Source organism: Tessaracoccus lubricantis, from assembly GCF_039544535.1.
Classification (GTDB): domain Bacteria; phylum Actinomycetota; class Actinomycetes; order Propionibacteriales; family Propionibacteriaceae; genus Arachnia; species Arachnia lubricantis.
Map to the genome: position 1 here is coordinate 15,764 of NZ_BAABLV010000026.1, position 16,791 is coordinate 32,554.

The following is a 16,791-nucleotide window of genomic DNA, read 5'->3' on the forward strand; positions in this document are numbered from 1 at the left end:
GAAGGGCGGTTCCTGAGGGGATCGTGAGCCCTTGGCGAACATCCCACGAAGGGCGGTTCCTGAGGGGATCGTGAGCTCTGGCGAACATCCCACGAAGGGCGGTTCCTGAGGGGATCGTGAGCTCTGGCGAACATCCCACGAAGGGCGGTTCCTGAGGGGATCGTGAGCCCTGGCGAACATCCCACGAAGGACTGCCCCACTTGTCCACAGCCCACCGCAACGCCCCTCCCAAGTGCACGGTCGGAGGCGGAACATGGACGCATGGCATGGACGTACATCCTGGAATGCAAGGACAACAGCTTCTACGTCGGCTCTGGACATGACCTGGTGGAGCGGGTACGCCAGCATCAGTTGGGGATCGCTTCGAAGTACACGAAGCGCCGACGGCCGGTTCGGCTGGTGTGGGCGCAGGAGTTCGAGCGGGTCGACGAGGCTTTCGTGGTCGAGCACCAGTTGAAGGGCTGGAGCCGGGCCAAGAAGATCGCGCTGATCGAAGGCCGCTTCGGGGATCTGCCGGCGTTGGCGTGGCGCGGTGCCACTGTGGAGACGGAATTGAGCCCTGAGGTCCGTGACCGTGTCCAGCGCGAGGCAGGAGCGGCGGAGCAGGCCGGTGGCTTCGTCGCGCCCAGCCCTCAGGGGTTCGTCACGCGGCCCTTGGACGCACTGGCAACAAAGGGGCAGCGACAGTGGACGCCTCGCGCAGTGACGCGTGCCCGCAAATACGGGAAGGGTGGTTCCTGAGGGGATCGTGAGCCCTGGCGAACATCCCACGAAGGACGGTTCCTGAGGGGATCGTGAGCCCTGGCGAACATCCCACGAAGGACGTGTCGACGGCGCTCGAAATCTGGTCGGTTTCGGCGGTCGAATAGTGAACAGTTTTTAGGGTAGTTCCTGCTCGGCTTTGATGCTGGGCAGGGTGTCGATTCCGCGGTCGCGGAGTCGGTAGGAGGCGCCTTTGAGGGCGATGACGTCGGCGTGGTGGACGATGCGGTCGATCATGGCGGCGGCGACGACTTGGTCTCCGAAGATGCCTGCCCAGGCGGAGAAGGGCAGGTTTGAGGTGAGGATCAAGGAGGCGTGTTCGTAGCGTGCTGAGACGAGTTGGAAGAACAGGTTCGCGGCTTCTTGTTCGAAGGGTAGGTAGCCGACCTCGTCGACGATGATGAGTGGGTAGCGCCGTAGCCTGGCCAGTTCTTCGGTGAGGCGTCCCCTGTTGTGGGCTTCGGTGAGCCGGGCGATCCAGTCGGTGGCGGTGGCGAACAGTACCCGGTGGCCTTGGTGAGCCGCAGCGACCCCCAGTGCGGTCGCGAGGTGGGTTTTGCCGGTGCCGGGTGGGCCCAGGAGCACGATGTTGCGGTGCTCGGCCAGCCAGGCCCCGGATGCCAGCGCATGGATAGGGACCCGTGCGGCGGGTTGCTGGTCGAAGTCGAACTCGTCAAGGGTCTTGACCGCGGGCAGGCCGGCAGCCCGGATCCGTAGTTGGGCGCCGGAGGCGTTGCGGGCGGCGACTTCTCGTTCCAGGATCGCGGCGAGGTAGTCCTCGTGGGTCCAGCCGGTGTCACGGGCATGGTCAGCGAGCCGGGCGGCTGCTTCGGTGATGCGGGGTGCTTTCAACGCGGCAGCCAGGTAGCGGATCTGTTTCAACGCATCAGTGGACATCTAAAGTGCCTCGCTGTCGAGGCCGAAGGCCTTGTCGCAGTCGGCCAGGTCACGGACCAGGTCTGTGTCGAGGACCCGCGGTCGGGGGTGTTGGAACTGGTGACGCAACAGCGCGGCTGCTTTCACATGGGCGGGATCGGTGATGGTGAGGTGTTTGCCCCAGCAGCGGCGATGCTCCGCCACCAGCCTGCCAGCCCTGCGGACTCGGACGGTGTCGAGATCGGCGGTGACATCGACTCTGGCCCCGATCGCTGAGGGATGCACGGAGTAGTCACAGGTATCGACTCTGACGTAGTAGTCACGAGGCAGCCGGATCTGGTTGCGCCAACCCAAATGCAGCACCTGCGGCGGCAACGGCCGCATCCGGGCCAGATCAGTGTCCAGCCGGTCGACCGGCCGGGACCTGAGCGTGCGGACCTGCCGAGCGTTCGCGGTGGCCAGCCACTGCGTGAACTGGGTGTTGAAATCAGCCGGTGAGTCGAACACGCGCCCTGGCATGAACGAGGTCTCGAAGTAGCCGTTGCGTCGCTCAACTAGGCCCTTGGACTCCGGATCGCGGGGTTTCAGCAACACGATCTTCGTGGCCAGAGTGCCGGCGAACATCTCCGCCGGGCGGGTCAGCCTCCCTTGCCCGATACCGCGTTCGTTGTCCCACAAGATCCGGGAAGGAACCCTCCCGAGCTGGCTCAGCAGAGCCCACATGCCCAGCAGCAGATCGGTGGTGGTGCGGGTGGGGATCATCCTGGCCAGCATGAACCGGGAATACGCCAAGGTCATCACCAGCACCGGCAACAACACCCGATTGCCGTCCTCGAGCAGCAGCTTGCGTGGCGGGAACCACAAATCACACTGCGCCGCATCACCGGGAGCCCAGTCGAGACGATCCGCCGGGTCGATCCGGCGATGCTCGACCCGCAGCCGGTTCACGTTGTCCCTGAACCAGCGGATCGAACCGGTCCAGCCCACCCGTTCGGCCAACACCGTCGCAGGCATGTCCGGGGTCTCCTCCAGCAGGTAACGCACCTGCGCCTCGAACGGTGTGAACGACGTGGCCGTCTTTGGTTTCCGGTCGTACTTCGGTGGCCCATCCGAGGCCACCGCTCGGATCACCGTGGTCCGGGAAATCCCCAACCGTCTCGCTATCGTGGCCTTCGGCACCCCCTCAGCAGCCAGCCTCCGAATCAATGCCCAATCTTCCATCGTGATCACTCTCCAATCGTGTTAGAGGTGTCCACTTTTCAAGCGCCGTAACTGTCTACTTTTCGAGCGCCGCCGACAGGACGGTTCCTGAGGGGATCGTGAGCCCTGGCGAACATCCCACGAAGGACGGTTCCTGAAGGGATCGTGAGCCCTGGCGAACATCCCACGAAGGACGGTTCCTGAAGGGATCGTGAGCTCTGGCCCGGTCCTTCGTGGGCGCTGGTCCTTCGTGGGCGCTGGCTCCTTCGTCGCTGGCGCCCCTCAGGAACCGGGCACGGCGGTCCTTCGTGGGCGCTGGTCCTTCGTGGGCGCTGGCTCCTTCGTCGCTGGCGCCCCTCAGGAACCGGGCAGCGGTGGTCCTTCGTGGGCGCTGGTCCTTCGTGGGCGCTGGTCCTTCGTGGGCGCTGGTCCTTCGTGGGCGCTGGCTCCTTCGTCGCTGGCGCCCCTCAGGAACCGCTCATTCGTCGCTGGCGCCCCTCATGAACCGCTCCTTCGTCGCTGGCGCCCCTCAGGAACCGCGCAGTTCGGGGAACTGCTCGTAGCGGAAGTCGACGATCTCGATGCTCGTGTCGTGCTCCCGCGCCCGCAGCTCGACGCGACGGACCTTGCCGCTCAACGTCTTGGGCAGCGTCGCGAACTCGATGCGGCGGACCCGCAGGTACGGCGCCAGCCGCTCCTTCGCGTGCTGCAGGATCGACAGCGCAGTCTCGGCCGTGGGCTCGTAGCCGGCCACCAGCGCCACGTACGCCTTCGGGACAGCCGCCCGGATGGGGTCAGGCGCCGGCACGATCGCGGCCTCGACGACGGCGGGGTGCTCGATCAGTACCGACTCCAGCTCGAACGGCGAGATCTTGTAGTCGGAGGCCTTGAACACGTCGTCCGTGCGGCCCACGTAGGTGAGGTAGCCCTCGTCGTCGACCGACACCAGGTCGCCGGAGTGGTACCGGCCGTCCTCCTGCGCCGTCGGCGCCCGCCCAGGTAGCCCGACATCAGGTTGTACGGCCACGGGTCCAGCGGGAGCGTGATCTCCCCGTGGCGCGACTCCTCGCCGGTGTCCGGGTCGATGATCTGCACCCGAACGCCGGGCATCAGCTTGCCCATCGCGCCCGGCTTGACCTTCTCACCCGGGGCGTTGCCGATGGTGCACGTGGTCTCGGTCTGCCCGTAGCCGTCGCGGATCGTCAGGCCCCAGGCCCGCTCCACCGTCGAGATGACCTCGGGGTTGAGCGGTTCCCCGGCACCGACGATGTCGCGCAGCGCCGACGGCTTGGTGCCCAGGTTCGCCTGGATCATCATGCGCCACACCGTCGGCGGGGCGCAGAACGTGGTGACCTTGGCGTCCTCCAGTTCCTTCAGCATCGTGGCGGCGTCGAAGCGGCCGTAGTTGTAGGAGAACACCGTCGCCTCCGCCAGCCACGGCGAGAAGAAGCTCGACCAGGCGTGCTTGCCCCAGCCGGGCGACGAGATGTTGAGGTGCACGTCGCCGGGCCGAACGCCGATGAAGTACATGGTCGACAGGTGGCCGACGGGGTAGCTGAGCTGGGTGTGGACCACCAGCTTCGGGTTCTTCGTCGTGCCCGAGGTGAAGTAGTAGAGCACCGGGTCTGCCGCGTCGGTGACGACCTCGCACGGCTCGGCGGGGAAGTGCGCCGCCTCCGCCATGCTCGCCCACCGACCGTGCGCCTCACCCGTGGTGATCAGGCTCGGCCCCTCGATGCCGTCGAACTTGTGCTCGTCGACGGGGTTGGCGATGACGGCCCGGATGTCCGCGCGCCCCACGCGGTCGGCGAGGTCGAAGTCCTGCAACGCCTGGGCGGTGGGCAGGATGATGCCGCCCACCTTCATCACGGCGAGCATCGACTCCCAGAGCTCCACCTGGTTGGCGAGCATCAGCATGACGGCGTCGCCCTTGCCGATCCCCTGTCCGCGCAACCAGCCGGCCAGCCGGTCGGAGCGCTCGACCAGGTCGCCGTAGGTGTAGCGCTCGTCGGAGCCGTCCTCGTCGCGGATCCACAGCGCCAGGTCGTCGCGGTCGCGGCCGATGGCGTCGAACCAGTCGATGGCCCAGTTGAACGGGCCGCTGATCTCCGGCCACTCGAACTGGGCGCGGGCCTCGTCGCCGCGCCCGGAGAGGCTGAGCAGCAGGTCGCGGGCGGCGCGGATCTTGGCGGTGACGTCGGACATGGGGCTCCTCGGGAACTGAACCTACGGTTGCGTAGGTTACGAATCGAGGGTACTCCCGGGTGCGCCGAGGCATTCAGGAGGACTCCGTCAGGAATGCCGGCCGTTGCGTTGTGGACTTCCCACAAGCGGCTCGGGCGTCAGTCGTCGAGCAGGCCCATCAGCAGGGAGAAGCCGCCGATCATCAGGGCACCGGTGGTGATCTGCCGCATGACGGGGTCTGCGCCGTAACGGCCGTAGTAGCCCTGCGCCCACGCGGCCTGCTGCGGGTCCTCCCAGTAGGGGACCGGCATCATCTGCGGGCCGGCGTGGACCATGCGGATCGAGGGGTCGTTGCCGGTGCGGACGCGTTGGGCGTCGGCGGCGCACGCCGGCACCTCACGCATCGCGCCGCCGGGCGGGGCCCACTGCACGTTCTCGACGGAGGTGCCGTGCGCGGGGTCGAAGAAGCACGGCGGCCGGTGCTCCGGGACGGGTTCACCGTTGACGCGCGCCCTGACGCAGGCGATCGCGTAGCGGCCGCCGTCGAGGATCTCCGCGATCCGCTTCACGTCGGCGTTGCTCTGCGCGCGCTCCAACTGCTGCTTGGCGCCGTCGTAGGCGTCGAGCGCAGTGCCGTAGTCGGCCTGTGCGGCGGCGTCGAGGGGACGGCCCACGACGTCGAGGTCGAGGTCGCGCAGCTGCTCGCCGAAGGTGGTGATGTCGGCATTGACCGCGTCGCGGGACGCCTGCGACAACGGCTGGGCCGCCGTCGGGTCATAGGCATGGCCGTATCGCATGGCCTGCCCGTATCCCTGGCCGAAGAACTGCTGCGGCTGGCCCCAGCCGAGTTGCTGCGGCTGCTGCCGAGGATCCAGTTGGCCATGGTCCTGGTACCGACCCCCGCCCAGGGAGGAGCGGCCGCCGCGCACGAAGCCCAACACGACCGAGACGATCACCATGATGAAGATGATCGTGAAGAAGCCGCTGAATATCATCGTGCCCTCCCGTGACGCGCGTCCCCCAAGGATATGCCTCAGGTCCAAGGCCGCCTCGTCACGGGTGGAGCACGCCCCGGTTCACTCGGCTTCGACGATCTCGCACAGCACCTGGCCCGCCGTCACGGCCTGGCCGGGCTCGACCTTCAGGTCCACGATGACGCCGTCGCGGTGCGCATTGAGCGGCTGCTCCATCTTCATGGCCTCGATGACGGCGACGGTGTCGCCCTCGGCCACCTGCTGGCCCTCCTCGACGGTGACCTTGACGATGGTGCCCTGCATCGGCGACGTCAGCGCGTTGCCGCTGGGGGCCGCGACCTTGGACCCGCCACGGTCGCGCTTGGTGGGCTTCTTCGCCGACTTGCTCGCCGCCGGACGCCCGCCGCCGAAGCCACCCGGCAGCTTCACCTCGACGCGCTTGCCGTTGACCTCGACGGTGATGACCTCCGGCTCCTCACGGTCCTCCTCCTCGCCGAGCAGGCCGGTGTACGGGGGAATCTCGGTGGCGAAGTCGGTCTCGATCCACCGCGTGTGCACACCGAAGTGGCCGTCGACGGCGGTGTAGGCCGGGTCGTCGAGCACCACCTGGTGGAACGGGACGACGGTGGGCATGCCCTCGATCTGCAGTTCGGCCAGGGCGCGGCGCGAGCGGGCGATGGCCTGCTTGCGGTCGGCGCCGGTGACGATCAGCTTGGCCACCAGGGAGTCGAACGCGCCCGGCACGGTCATGCCGACGTGGTACCCCTCGTCGACCCGCACGCCCGGGCCGGACGGCGCGTGCCACCTCACCAGCGTGCCGGGGGCCGGCATGAAGTTGCGTCCGGCGTCCTCGGCGTTGATGCGGAACTCGATGGAGTGGCCCCGCACCTCCGGGTCGTCGTAGCCCAGTTCCTCGCCCGCGGCGATGCGGAACATCTCGCGCACCAGGTCGAGGCCGGTGACCTCCTCCGACACGGGATGCTCCACCTGGAGGCGGGTGTTGACCTCGAGGAATGAGATGGTGCCGTCGGTGCCGACGAGGAACTCACACGTGCCGGCGCCGACGTAGCCCGCCTCCTTGAGGATGGCCTTCGACGAGTCGTACAGCAGCGCCACCTGCTCGTCGGTCAGGAACGGCGCGGGCGCCTCCTCCACCAGCTTCTGGTGGCGGCGCTGCAGCGAGCAGTCGCGCGTGGAGACGACCACCACGTTGCCGTGTGAGTCGGCCAGGCACTGGGTCTCCACGTGGCGGGGCTTGTCGAGGTAGCGTTCGACGAAGCACTCGCCGCGGCCGAACGCCGTGACGGCCTCGCGGGTGGCCGACTCGAACAGGTCGGGGATCTCCTCCAGCGTGCGGGCCACCTTCAGGCCTCGGCCGCCGCCGCCGAAGGCCGCCTTGATGGCGATGGGCAGGCCGAACTCCCGCGCGAACGCGACGACCTCGTCGGCGCCGGCGACCGGGTCGGGCGTGCCCGGCACCTGGGGCGCTCCCACCTTCTGGGCGATGTGGCGGGCCTTGACCTTGTCCCCCAGGGACTCGATGGCCGCCGGGGGAGGGCCGATCCAGACGAGGCCGGCGTCGATGACGGCCTGCGCGAACTGGGCGTTCTCGGCGAGGAACCCGTAGCCGGGGTGGACGGCGTCCGCCGCCGCGCGCTCAGCGACGCTGAGCAGCTTGTCGATGTTGAGGTAGGTGTCGGCGGGCGTTGCGCCGTTGAGCGCGTAGGCCTCGTCGGCCAGCCTGACGAACAGGGATTCTGCATCGGAATCTGCGTAGACGGCTACGGACCTGATCCCTGCGTCCCGCGCGGCGCGAATGACTCGTACTGCGATTTCCCCGCGGTTGGCAATCAGAACCTTCGAGATGGCGACGTTGCCCACTTCTCCTCCTGGATTCGCTTGTGCCTGGGAGTCTAGTGGGCAGCGATTCGCGCGGTCGCAATGTCCGCAACCTTGTGCTCGGGGCGCGTGTGTGCTGGCTCGCGGACGGTGCCGCGGCTCACGCGAGGTCGCGCCGGCCGGCGTTGTTCTCGCGCTCCGCCATGTCCGCGGCGCTGGGGCCCGACATCTTGCGGTCGCGCTCCTCGGCCTCCGGCGAGCCGGAGTACAGCCGGGCCTCGGGGCTGCGCGACGACAGCGTCGTCTCCACCGGCGACTCCTCCTCGCCGCGGATGTCGACGACGGGCCGGCGCCGGTGCGAGAGCCACGAGTGCAGCCACTTCGGCAGCGCCGGGTCCTCTTCGGTGTCCTCGAGGTTGCTGGACACGGCGGGCAGGACGCTGGTCTCCTCGAGGGCCTGCTCCGCCTCCCACTCGGTGACGACGCGGTCGACGAAGTCCTCGCGTTCCTCGACGGGCGGGGCCGTCGTCGTCTCCGGCTCCAGGCGGGTGCGCGGCAGCGCGTAGACGGCCTGGTGCTGCACCCAGGCGATGAGTTCCTCGCGTACCAGGCAGCGCAGGTCCCACAGCTGGCCCGAGGTCGCGGCGGAGACGACGGCGCGGATCCGCACGTGACCGCCCGTCGCGTCGGTGACCTGCATCGTGGCGGTGCGCCCGTCCCACAGTTCGCTCGAGCGCACGATCTTCGTCAGCTCGACGCGCATGGCCTCCACGGGGGCGAGCCAGTCCAGGTCGAACTCGACGGTGCCCAGGAGCTTGGGTTCGCGGCGGGTCCAGTTCTCGAAGGGCTTGCTGGTGAAGTAGGTGCTGGGCACGATCCAGCGCCGGTCGTCCCAGGCCCGCACCACGACGTAGGTCAGGGTGATCTCCTCGACCGAGCCCATCTGCTCCTCGAACACCACCAGGTCACCCACCCGGAGGGCGTCGGAGAAGGCGATCTGCATGCCGGCGAAGATGTTGGCCAGGGACGACTGCGCAGCGAGGCCGGCCACGATCGACAGGAGGCCGGCCGAGGCCATCAGGGAGGCGCCGATCGCGCGGAACTCCGGGAAGGTCAGCAGCGCGCCAGCGAGCGCGCAGATCCAGATGACCGCGAGCGCGACGCGCGTGACGATCTGCAGCTGGGTGCGCACCCGCCGGAAGTGCGGCGTCTCCTCGGCCTCGTCGTCGTCGCGCGTCAGCAGCGTCTCACCCACGGCGCGGATGATGCCGGTCAGCAGCAGCGCCGTCGCGAAGATCATCACGATGAGGAAGACCTGCAGGAACAGCGAGCGCCACTCGGGGGCGGCGCGGAACGCCCGTGGCCGGGTGATGAACGTGACGCCCAGACCGGCGCCGAGCAGCGTGAAGAAGATGCGCTGCGGCAGCCTGATGCGGCGGATGACGAACTTGCGGGTGCGGCGCTTGACGACCAGCCGAAGCAGCAGCGTCAGGCTCAGCGACACGACGAAACCCGCGAGTAGCCCCAGCCCCGCCCACAGGAGCACCGTCAGGAGGTCCAGCGTGTCGTCGGTCATGGAGCGAGCCTAGCTGCCCGACTCCTGCGGGGATTCACGATCGGTGCGCAACGAGAGCGCCGCATAGGCCTGCGACGTGGTGAACGCGCCCTGCCAGCGGCCGTTGGTGAACAGCAGCGACTGGTTCGCGTCCGCGGTGATCTCGAACCCCATCCCCGCGAGGTTCTCCCGCAGGTAGTGGGCGATCTCCACCCCCGACGGCGCGGTGAACACGGCGGTGACGTTGTTGTACGAGTCGATCCGGTCGGAGATGGCCGACGACGCCGGCACCGAGAACATCTCCGGCCCGTTCGCGTAGCCCAAGGAGGAGAGCAGCACCCCGCCCTCGGGCGCCTCGGTCACCAGCGGGGACGCCGCCGGCGTCGACGGTGCCGGCTCCGGTGCGGCGGAGCAGCCGACGAGGGCGAGCGCTGCCGCCAGGGCGATACCGATCCGTTGCACGCCGACGATCCTAGGCCACCGCCGTCGTCAGTCCGGCGGGGAGACGACCCAGAGCGACTGCCACGGCACGCCGGCGTCGATGACCATCTGTCGCACGAGAGGCAGCGAGATGCCGATCACGTTGAACGGGTCGCCCTCGACGGCGGTGACGTACGCGCCGCCCAGGCCGTCGATGGTGAACCCGCCGGCCACGCGCTGCGGCTCGCCGGTGGCGGCGTAGGCGCGGATCTCCTCGTCCGACAGGTCCGCGAACCGCACCACCGTCGAGCCCACGCGCGTCTGCTCGGAGTACCGCTCGCCCTCGTGCACGACGACGTGGTGGCCGGTGTGCAGCAGGCCCTCGTGGCCGCGCATCCGCTCCCAGCGCTCCACGGCTGCCTCTGCGGTGCCGGGCTTGCCGTGGGCCTTGCCCTCGAACTCGAGGACGGTGTCGCAGGCGAAGAGGACGAAGTCGCCCGTCAGCTGGGGCACGACCACGCTGCCCTTCGCCTCCGCCAGCCTTGCCGCGAGGCTGGGCGGATCGGGGTCGACGACGAGGCTCTCGTCGAAGCCCGACACGACCACCTCGGGGTCGAGGCCTGCGCCGCGCAGCACCTGCAGTCGCGCCGGCGACTTCGAGGCGAGGACCACACGCATCAGGGTCACATCCGGTGGAAGGTGCGCCAGGCGTCACGGCCCGTGACCAGCGGCCCGCGCACCGTGCGGTAGTAGGACTTCCAGCCGCCGGCCAGCGGTCGGTCGTCCGCCGAGCGCAGCACCTCGCGCCGTGAGGAGGCCACGAGCACTGCGGTGATCGCGGCCGTCTCCTCCTCGGTGAGGTTCGCCTTGCCGAATTCGATGGGCCCGGTCACAGCGGGATGTTCCCATGCTTCTTCGGCGGCAGCACCTCGCGCTTGGAGCGCAGCAGGCGCAGCGCGCGGATGACCTGGGCGCGGGTCTCGTGTGGATAGATGACCTGGTCGACGTAGCCCCGGTCCGCTGCGACGTACGGGTTGGTCAACTCGTCGTCGTACTCCTGGATCAGCCGGGCGCGTTCGGCCTCGGGGTCATCCGCCGTGGCGAGTTGCTTGCGGTACAGGATGTTGACGGCGCCCTGGGCTCCCATGACGGCGATCTGCGCCGTCGGCCACGCCAGGTTGATGTCGGCGCCCAGGTGCTTGGAGCCCATCACCACGTACGCGCCGCCGTAGGCCTTGCGCGTGATGACGGTCAGCAGGGGCACGGTGGCCTCGGCGTAGGCATAGATCAGCTTGGCGCCGCGGCGGATGATGCCGTTGTGCTCCTGGCCCACGCCGGGCAGGAAGCCCGGCACGTCGACGAACGTCAGCACCGGGATGTTGAACGCGTCGCACGTGCGCACGAAGCGGGCGGCCTTCTCGGCCGAGTCGATGTCGAGGCAGCCGGCGAACACCGTCGGCTGGTTGGCCACGATGCCGATCGAGCGGCCCTCGATGCGGCCGAAGCCGACGATGATCGAGCCCGCGAACAGCGGCATGACCTCGAGGAACTCGTCGTCGTCGAGGACGTTCCGGATCACCTCGCGCATGTCGTAGGGCTGGTTGGCGGCGTCGGGGATCAGCAGGTCCAACTCGCGGTCGTGGTCCGTGATGGTCAGGTCCACCTCGTCATCGTCCCAGACCGGCGGGTCCTCCAGGTTGTTCTGCGGCAGGTAGCTGATGAGTTCGCGCACGTACTCGATGGCGTCGTTCTCGTCGGCGGCCAGGTAGTGGGCGTTGCCCGACTTGGTGTTGTGCGTGCGGCCGCCACCGAGTTCCTCCATCGAGACGTCCTCGCCGGTGACGGTCTTGATGACCTCGGGGCCGGTGATGAACATCTGCGAGGTCTGGTCCACCATGACCACGAAATCCGTCAGCGCGGGGCCGTACACGTGGCCGCCGGCAGCAGCACCCATGATCAGGGAGATCTGCGGGATCACGCCCGAGGCCACCGTGTTGCGCTTGAAGATCTCGCCGTACAGCGCCAGCGAGACCACTCCCTCCTGGATGCGCGCCCCGCCGCCCTCGTTGATGCCGATGAGCGGTACGCCGGTCTTCATCGCGAAGTCCTGGATCTTGACGATCTTCTCGCCGTAGACCTGCCCGAGGGCGCCGCCGAAGATGGTGACGTCCTGGCTGAAGATGCACACCGGGCGGCCATGGATGGACCCGGTTCCGGTGATGACGCCGTCACCGAAGGGGCGGCGCGCGTCCATCCCGAAGGCGCTGGTTCGGTGACGAGAGAACTGGTCGAATTCCGCGAAGGACCCTTCGTCGAGGAGGGCCATGACCCGTTCGCGGGCAGTCATCTTGCCCTTGGCATGCTGCTTCTCCACGGCTGCGGCGGATCCGGCGTGCACGGCTTCGTCGATGCGCACTCCGAGATTGGCGATCCGACCGGCGGTGGTGTGGATGTCGATCTCCATGGGTGTCACCATAGCGGGATTGAACTTCGCTCAATCGGGTTGCTCAGCATTGTCCGGGAGGCGTCGCCACGGCGGCCCTACGATGGCGTGCGTGACCTCCGAACTGCCTGACGCCAGCCGCATCCGCGCCCTCCTCGAGCCCGGCACCCCATTCAGCCGGGTCGAGGTCGTCGACACCACCGGCTCCACCAACGCCGACCTCTCCCAGCGCGCCCACGCGGGCGAGGGGGAGGGCGCCGCGCTGGTCTCGATGGAGCAGACGGCGGGCCGGGGCCGGCTCGACCGCCAGTGGGTCTCGCCGCACGGCGCGTCGATCTCGCTGTCGGTGCTGCTCAAGCCCAGGCCCGAGTTCCAGCACTGGGGCTGGCTGTCGCTGCTGGCCGGCATGGCCGTCTCCGCGGCGATCGCGGACTGCGCGCCCGAGCCGTCGCGCGTCACGCTCAAGTGGCCCAACGACGTCCTCATCGGCGGCAGGAAGGTCTGCGGCATCCTGTCGGAGCGCGTCGAGCAGCCCGACGGTGCCCGCGCCGTCGTCGGGATGGGCATCAACGTGACGCTCACCCGGGACCAGCTGCCGGTGCCCAACGCCACGTCGCTGGCGCTGGAGGACATCCCCACCGACCAGAGCCGGCTGGTGGCAGGCGTGCTCAACCACTTCGCCCGCTACTACACCGCCTGGCAGCTGCGCGGTTCGCTCCGCGAGGAATACGAGGCGCGCTGCTCGTCGATCGGCGCGCAACTGCGGGTCGTCGTCGACGGTGAGCGCACCGTCGAGGGGACGGGCCGGGGGGTCGACGTGTTCGGCCGGCTCCAGGTGGCCACCGCAGATGGCGTCCAGACGTTCGCCGTGGGTGACGTGGTCCACGCCCGCCTCGGATAGTCACCGCGCCGTGCCACACTGTGGCCATGGCGATCAAGCAGGAACACCTGGGCCGCGACGAGCAGATCGTGACCACCATGCGCACGCACGGCAAGGTGCTGATCTGGCCGGCGGTGGTGCTGATCGTGATGGGTTCGCTGCTGGGCTTCGCCATCGCACTCCTCCCACCGGACTGGCAGCCGTGGGGCACCTACGCGGCGGTCGCGCTGTTCCTGCTGGTGGTCATCGGCGCGGTGGTCCTGCCGTTCCTGCGGTGGCTGACCTCCACCTACACCATCACGGACCGGCGCATCGTCACCCGCCGCGGCATCATCAACAAGACGGGCCACGACCTCCCGCTGCGCCGCATCAACAACGTCAACTACGAGCGCTCACTGACGGACCGGCTGCTGGGCTGCGGCACCCTGATCCTCGAGACCGCCGCCGGGCAGCCGCTGACGCTGCCGGACGTACCCCACGTGGAGCGCGTGCACGTGACCATCAACGACCTGCTCTATGACATGCATGGGGCGCCGGACACGTCTGACGAGTAGTCTTCCCGGGTGACTCGACGCTACTCACTGGCCATCGCCGGAGGCGGGCAGCTCGCCCGCATGATGCAGCAGGCCGCCATCCCGCTGGGCATCGACGTGCGGCTGCTCGCGGAGGGCCCAGACGTCTCGGCCGCCCAGGTGGTGCCCAACCACACCGTCGGCGACTACCGCAGCCTCGAGACCCTCCTCGCCTTCGTCGACGGCGCCGACGTGTTGACGTTCGACCACGAACACGTGCCCACCAGGCACCTCGACATCCTGGCCGAACGAGTGGCCGTGCGCCCCGGTTCGGCCGCGCTGCGCTACGCGCAGGACAAGGCGGAGATGCGCGAGAAGATGGCGGAGCTGGGCGTCGCGTGCCCGGCGTTCGCCGTCGTCGATTCGCCCGAGGAACTCGTGGCCTTCGGCGAGGCGCAGGGCTGGCCCGTGATCGCCAAGGCCTCCCGCGGCGGCTACGACGGCAAGGGCGTCTGGAAGCTCGACGGCCCCGACGACGCCCCGCTGCCGTTCACAGGCCTCGCCGAGACCTCGGCGGGGGAGCGGGTGCGCATCGTCGCCGAGGAGTTCATCGACTTCGCGCGCGAGCTGTCCGCCATCGTCGTGCGGTCCCCCTCCGGCCAGGTGGTGGCCTACCCGATCAGCGAGACCATCCAGGAGGACGGCATCTGCGTCGAGACCGTCACCCCGGCGCCCGGCCTCGCCGGCGACGTCGCCGCCGGCCTGCAGGAGACGGCCGTGCGGGTGGCCACCGAACTGGGCGTGGTGGGCGTGCTCGCCGTCGAGCTGATGGAGACGCGCGACGGGCGCATCGTCGTCAACGAACTGGCCATGCGCCCCCACAACACGGGCCACTGGACCATCGACGGCGCGGTCACCAGCCAGTTCGAGAACCACGTGCGCGCCGCGCTCGACCTGCCGCTGGGCTCGCCGGAGATGCGCGCCGACGTCGTGGTGATGACCAACGTGCTGGGCGGCGCCGAGGAGGACCTCACCGGCGCCCTGCAACACGTGTTCGCCCGAGACCGTGCCGCGCGCGTCCACCTCTACGGCAAGGAGGTCAAGCACGGCCGTAAGGTGGGCCACGTCACCTGCTTCGGCACCTCGCTCGACGACGTGCGTCGTCGCGCCCGCCACGCCGCGCACTACCTGATGGGAGACCCCAATGCCTGAGCCGCTCGTCTCGATCGTGATGGGGTCGGATTCCGACTGGCCCACCATGTCGGCGGCCGCCGACGCGCTGGCCGAGTTCGGCGTCGCGTACGAGGCGGACGTGGTCTCCGCGCACCGCATGCCGGAGGACATGGTGCGCTTCGGCCGCGAGGCACACCAGCGCGGCATCAAGGTGGTCATCGCCGGAGCAGGCGGCGCCGCCCACCTGCCGGGCATGCTCGCCTCCCTCACCCCGCTGCCCGTCATCGGCGTGCCGGTGGCGCTGAAGTACCTCGACGGCATGGACTCGTTGCTGTCGATCGTGCAGATGCCGGCCGGGGTGCCCGTGGCCACCGTCGCCATCGGCAACGCCCGCAACGCCGGGCTGCTTGCCGTGCGCATGCTCGCCGTCGGTGACGATGCGCTCACCGAGCGCATGCTCGACTTCCAGGAGCAGCTGCGCGACGCCGCGCACGCGAAGGGCGCCGTCGTGCGCGAGGCCAGCGGCTCCTAGTTGAACCTCACCTGCAGCTGCCCCTCGCTGTAGCCGTCGTCGCCGGCGGTGCCGGTCATGCCGATGCTCCTGACGGGCGCCAACCATGCGGCGAACTCGCTGCTGTAGGGGTCTGCCGCGAGCTCCTGGTAGAGGGTGGTGCCCTTGAAGGCCTCGACGTCGACGAACCCGAGGCCGCCAGCCGGCCCGGTGACGACGTCCTTGTACGCAGCCGAGTCGCCCAGCAGGCTCGACGGGTTCAGCGCCGCCTCGAGGGGTTGCCCGGCCACGACGTACATGGTGTCGCCGTGCTGCTCCGCGGTGATCCAGTCCTCGCCGTAGAGCGAGTCCACCACCGTGTCCATCAGTGCCCGCTGCCGCGCCGGGTCGTCGCTCACGAACTTGGCCGCGACGACGGGCTCACCCGAATCCGCCAGGGCCAACGTGAGGCCGATCTGGCGCCCGAGCAGCGCCTCCATGTCGGCGGCCGACGTGATGCCGAACGCCTCGAGCTGCCCGCCCAGGCCGGCCTGCTCCAGCGCCTCCCAGCTCTGCTCGTAGGCCTGCGTGGACCCGCTGCCCGCCACGGCGACCAACGCGGCGCCCGGCAGGTCCTCGGCGAAGGAGCGGACGTCGTCGACCTCGGGTTGCGGGTAGTTCGGCGAGATGAACTGCGTCTCGACCATGATGCGGTTCTCCGCCACCTTGAGGCCGGCGGCGCCGTGCGAGCCGCGGATGGCGTCGAGGTCAGCCCCGGGCAGCGCCATGGTGTCGGCGTCCTCGAGGATCAGGTCGAAGAGCCCGGGCCCCAGCCAGACCGTGCCCAGGTTGCCGCCGCCTAGCCTGGCCATGTCGGCCCGGTAGGCGGCGTCGTCTGCCAGGGCGTCGGCCTTGACCATCTCGGCGTCCAGCCCCGTCGCGGCCGGCGCGAGCACGAGCACCTCGTCGACGAAGAAGTACTCGCCGTCCCAGCCCGAGCCCGACGCGAACTCCTCGGCCTTCCTCGTGTCGGTGGTCTCGATGGCCATGACCGCCTGGTCGTCGAACCATGAGGGTGCGCCCAGGTCAGGCGACAGGAAACCCACCGCCAGGGAGTTGCCCAACCACGGCTTGATCTCGGTGGCGTAGTCGGGCTTGTCGCCGTCGTCGGGGATCAACTCCCAGAGCGCCTCCTTGTAGTCGGTGGTCTCAGGCATCTCCTCGCCGAGCGGCAGCTTGTTCACGATCCGCGACAGCGCCAGCTGGTCAGCGGGAGACGGGGAGAAGTTGATCTCGACGGCCATCGCCACCGTCGACGGCAGGCCCTTGGCTGCGGCCGGGGTGGGGCTCCGGAAGAACGACACGGCGACGGCGCCGCCCAGCATGAGCAGCACGACCACGGCGCCCGCGACGATCACGGGGGCCTTCGACCGCCTCTTCGGGGGCGGGCCGTACGGCTGGACCGGCGGCTGGACGGCTCCCC

17 protein-coding genes are annotated in these 16,791 nt (G+C 69.1%); 5 read left to right on the forward strand and 12 right to left on the reverse strand.

The genetic code is table 11. The annotated features are described in order from the left end of the window. Positions 1-261: 261 nt before the first annotated feature. Positions 262-741 (forward strand): GIY-YIG nuclease family protein, encoded by a 480-nt coding sequence (locus ABEA30_RS08095; RefSeq protein WP_345581677.1) that lies wholly within the window; start codon positions 262-264, stop codon positions 739-741. 138 nt (positions 742-879) lie between these two features. Here the strand turns inward: ABEA30_RS08095 and istB are convergent, their stop codons facing one another. The 11 genes from istB to ABEA30_RS08150 form a co-directional block, all read right to left on the reverse strand. Beyond that, entirely contained in the window at positions 880-1,659 is a 780-nt protein-coding gene (gene istB / locus ABEA30_RS08100) for an IS21-like element helper ATPase IstB (protein ID WP_345581680.1), read from the reverse strand. Next, entirely contained in the window at positions 1,660-2,859 is a 1,200-nt protein-coding gene (gene istA, locus ABEA30_RS08105; protein ID WP_386086398.1) for an IS21 family transposase, read from the reverse strand. A 508-nt stretch (positions 2,860-3,367) separates the two neighbouring features. Next, positions 3,368-3,784, reverse strand: a complete 417-nt coding sequence (locus ABEA30_RS08110) for an AMP-binding enzyme (protein WP_345581686.1) — start codon at positions 3,782-3,784, stop codon at positions 3,368-3,370. Next, the gene (locus ABEA30_RS08115) at positions 3,679-5,043 is read right to left on the reverse strand and encodes an AMP-binding protein (RefSeq protein WP_345581689.1); all 1,365 of its coding nucleotides are present in this window, start codon (positions 5,041-5,043) and stop codon (positions 3,679-3,681) included. The genes ABEA30_RS08110 and ABEA30_RS08115 overlap by 106 nt, the downstream gene beginning before the upstream one ends. 137 nt (positions 5,044-5,180) lie before the next feature. Beyond that, positions 5,181-6,017: a hypothetical protein gene (locus ABEA30_RS08120; RefSeq protein ID WP_345581692.1), complete on the reverse strand. Its 837-nt coding sequence runs from the start codon at positions 6,015-6,017 to the stop codon at positions 5,181-5,183. An 81-nt stretch (positions 6,018-6,098) separates the two neighbouring features. Continuing rightward, complete coding sequence (locus ABEA30_RS08125; RefSeq protein WP_345581695.1) at positions 6,099-7,877, reverse strand: acetyl/propionyl/methylcrotonyl-CoA carboxylase subunit alpha; 1,779 nt, start codon at positions 7,875-7,877, stop codon at positions 6,099-6,101. Positions 7,878-7,995: 118 nt separating this feature from the next. Continuing rightward, positions 7,996-9,411, reverse strand: a complete 1,416-nt coding sequence (locus ABEA30_RS08130; RefSeq protein ID WP_345581698.1) for a mechanosensitive ion channel family protein — start codon at positions 9,409-9,411, stop codon at positions 7,996-7,998. Between the two features lie 9 nt (positions 9,412-9,420). Continuing rightward, positions 9,421-9,852 carry a hypothetical protein gene (locus ABEA30_RS08135; RefSeq protein ID WP_345581701.1) on the reverse strand — a complete coding sequence of 144 codons (432 nt, stop codon included), beginning with the start codon at positions 9,850-9,852 and terminating at the stop codon, positions 9,421-9,423. Positions 9,853-9,879: 27 nt separating this feature from the next. After that, positions 9,880-10,488, reverse strand: a complete 609-nt coding sequence (locus ABEA30_RS08140; RefSeq protein WP_345581704.1) for a Maf family protein — start codon at positions 10,486-10,488, stop codon at positions 9,880-9,882. A 5-nt stretch (positions 10,489-10,493) separates the two neighbouring features. Next, on the reverse strand, positions 10,494-10,703 hold the full coding sequence (locus tag ABEA30_RS08145) for an acyl-CoA carboxylase subunit epsilon (RefSeq protein ID WP_345581707.1): 210 nt from the start codon (positions 10,701-10,703) through the stop codon (positions 10,494-10,496). Further along, positions 10,700-12,274, reverse strand: coding sequence for an acyl-CoA carboxylase subunit beta (locus tag ABEA30_RS08150; protein WP_345581710.1), 1,575 nt, complete (start codon positions 12,272-12,274; stop codon positions 10,700-10,702). Before ABEA30_RS08150 ends, ABEA30_RS08145 begins: the two co-directional genes overlap by 4 nt. 91 nt (positions 12,275-12,365) lie before the next feature. On the opposite strand from ABEA30_RS08150, the gene ABEA30_RS08155 reads away from it, so the two are divergent. The 4 genes from ABEA30_RS08155 to purE are packed head-to-tail and all read left to right on the forward strand — an operon-like array spanning position 12,366 to position 15,350. Further along, entirely contained in the window at positions 12,366-13,154 is a 789-nt protein-coding gene (locus tag ABEA30_RS08155; RefSeq protein WP_345581713.1) for a biotin--[acetyl-CoA-carboxylase] ligase, read from the forward strand. A gap of 26 nt (positions 13,155-13,180) precedes the next feature. Beyond that, positions 13,181-13,687 (forward strand): PH domain-containing protein, encoded by a 507-nt coding sequence (locus ABEA30_RS08160; protein WP_345581716.1) that lies wholly within the window; start codon positions 13,181-13,183, stop codon positions 13,685-13,687. 9 nt (positions 13,688-13,696) lie between these two features. Then, complete coding sequence (locus ABEA30_RS08165) at positions 13,697-14,857, forward strand: 5-(carboxyamino)imidazole ribonucleotide synthase (RefSeq protein ID WP_386085437.1); 1,161 nt, start codon at positions 13,697-13,699, stop codon at positions 14,855-14,857. Next, positions 14,850-15,350 carry a 5-(carboxyamino)imidazole ribonucleotide mutase gene (gene purE / locus ABEA30_RS08170; RefSeq protein ID WP_345581719.1) on the forward strand — a complete coding sequence of 167 codons (501 nt, stop codon included), beginning with the start codon at positions 14,850-14,852 and terminating at the stop codon, positions 15,348-15,350. Before ABEA30_RS08165 ends, purE begins: the two co-directional genes overlap by 8 nt. Here the strand turns inward: purE and ABEA30_RS08175 are convergent. Further along, complete coding sequence (locus tag ABEA30_RS08175) at positions 15,347-16,726, reverse strand: DUF3352 domain-containing protein (RefSeq protein ID WP_345581722.1); 1,380 nt, start codon at positions 16,724-16,726, stop codon at positions 15,347-15,349. The genes purE and ABEA30_RS08175 overlap by 4 nt on opposite strands. Positions 16,727-16,791: the final 65 nt, after the last annotated feature.

What these genes read in the sequence shown, in the direction of transcription:
- ABEA30_RS08120 (WP_345581692.1), bottom strand. Translation starts at nt 6,017, where the DNA reads ATGATATTCAGCGGCTTCTTCACGATCATCTTCATCATGGTGATCGTC.
- ABEA30_RS08115 (WP_345581689.1), bottom strand. Translation starts at nt 5,043, where the DNA reads ATGTCCGACGTCACCGCCAAGATCCGCGCCGCCCGCGACCTGCTGCTC.
- ABEA30_RS08130 (WP_345581698.1), bottom strand. Translation starts at nt 9,411, where the DNA reads ATGACCGACGACACGCTGGACCTCCTGACGGTGCTCCTGTGGGCGGGG.
- istA (WP_386086398.1), bottom strand. Translation starts at nt 2,859, where the DNA reads ATGGAAGATTGGGCATTGATTCGGAGGCTGGCTGCTGAGGGGGTGCCG.
- ABEA30_RS08095 (WP_345581677.1), top strand. Translation starts at nt 262, where the DNA reads ATGGCATGGACGTACATCCTGGAATGCAAGGACAACAGCTTCTACGTC.
- ABEA30_RS08150 (WP_345581710.1), bottom strand. Translation starts at nt 12,274, where the DNA reads ATGGAGATCGACATCCACACCACCGCCGGTCGGATCGCCAATCTCGGA.
- ABEA30_RS08160 (WP_345581716.1), top strand. Translation starts at nt 13,181, where the DNA reads ATGGCGATCAAGCAGGAACACCTGGGCCGCGACGAGCAGATCGTGACC.
- ABEA30_RS08140 (WP_345581704.1), bottom strand. Translation starts at nt 10,488, where the DNA reads ATGCGTGTGGTCCTCGCCTCGAAGTCGCCGGCGCGACTGCAGGTGCTG.
- purE (WP_345581719.1), top strand. Translation starts at nt 14,850, where the DNA reads ATGCCTGAGCCGCTCGTCTCGATCGTGATGGGGTCGGATTCCGACTGG.
- istB (WP_345581680.1), bottom strand. Translation starts at nt 1,659, where the DNA reads ATGTCCACTGATGCGTTGAAACAGATCCGCTACCTGGCTGCCGCGTTG.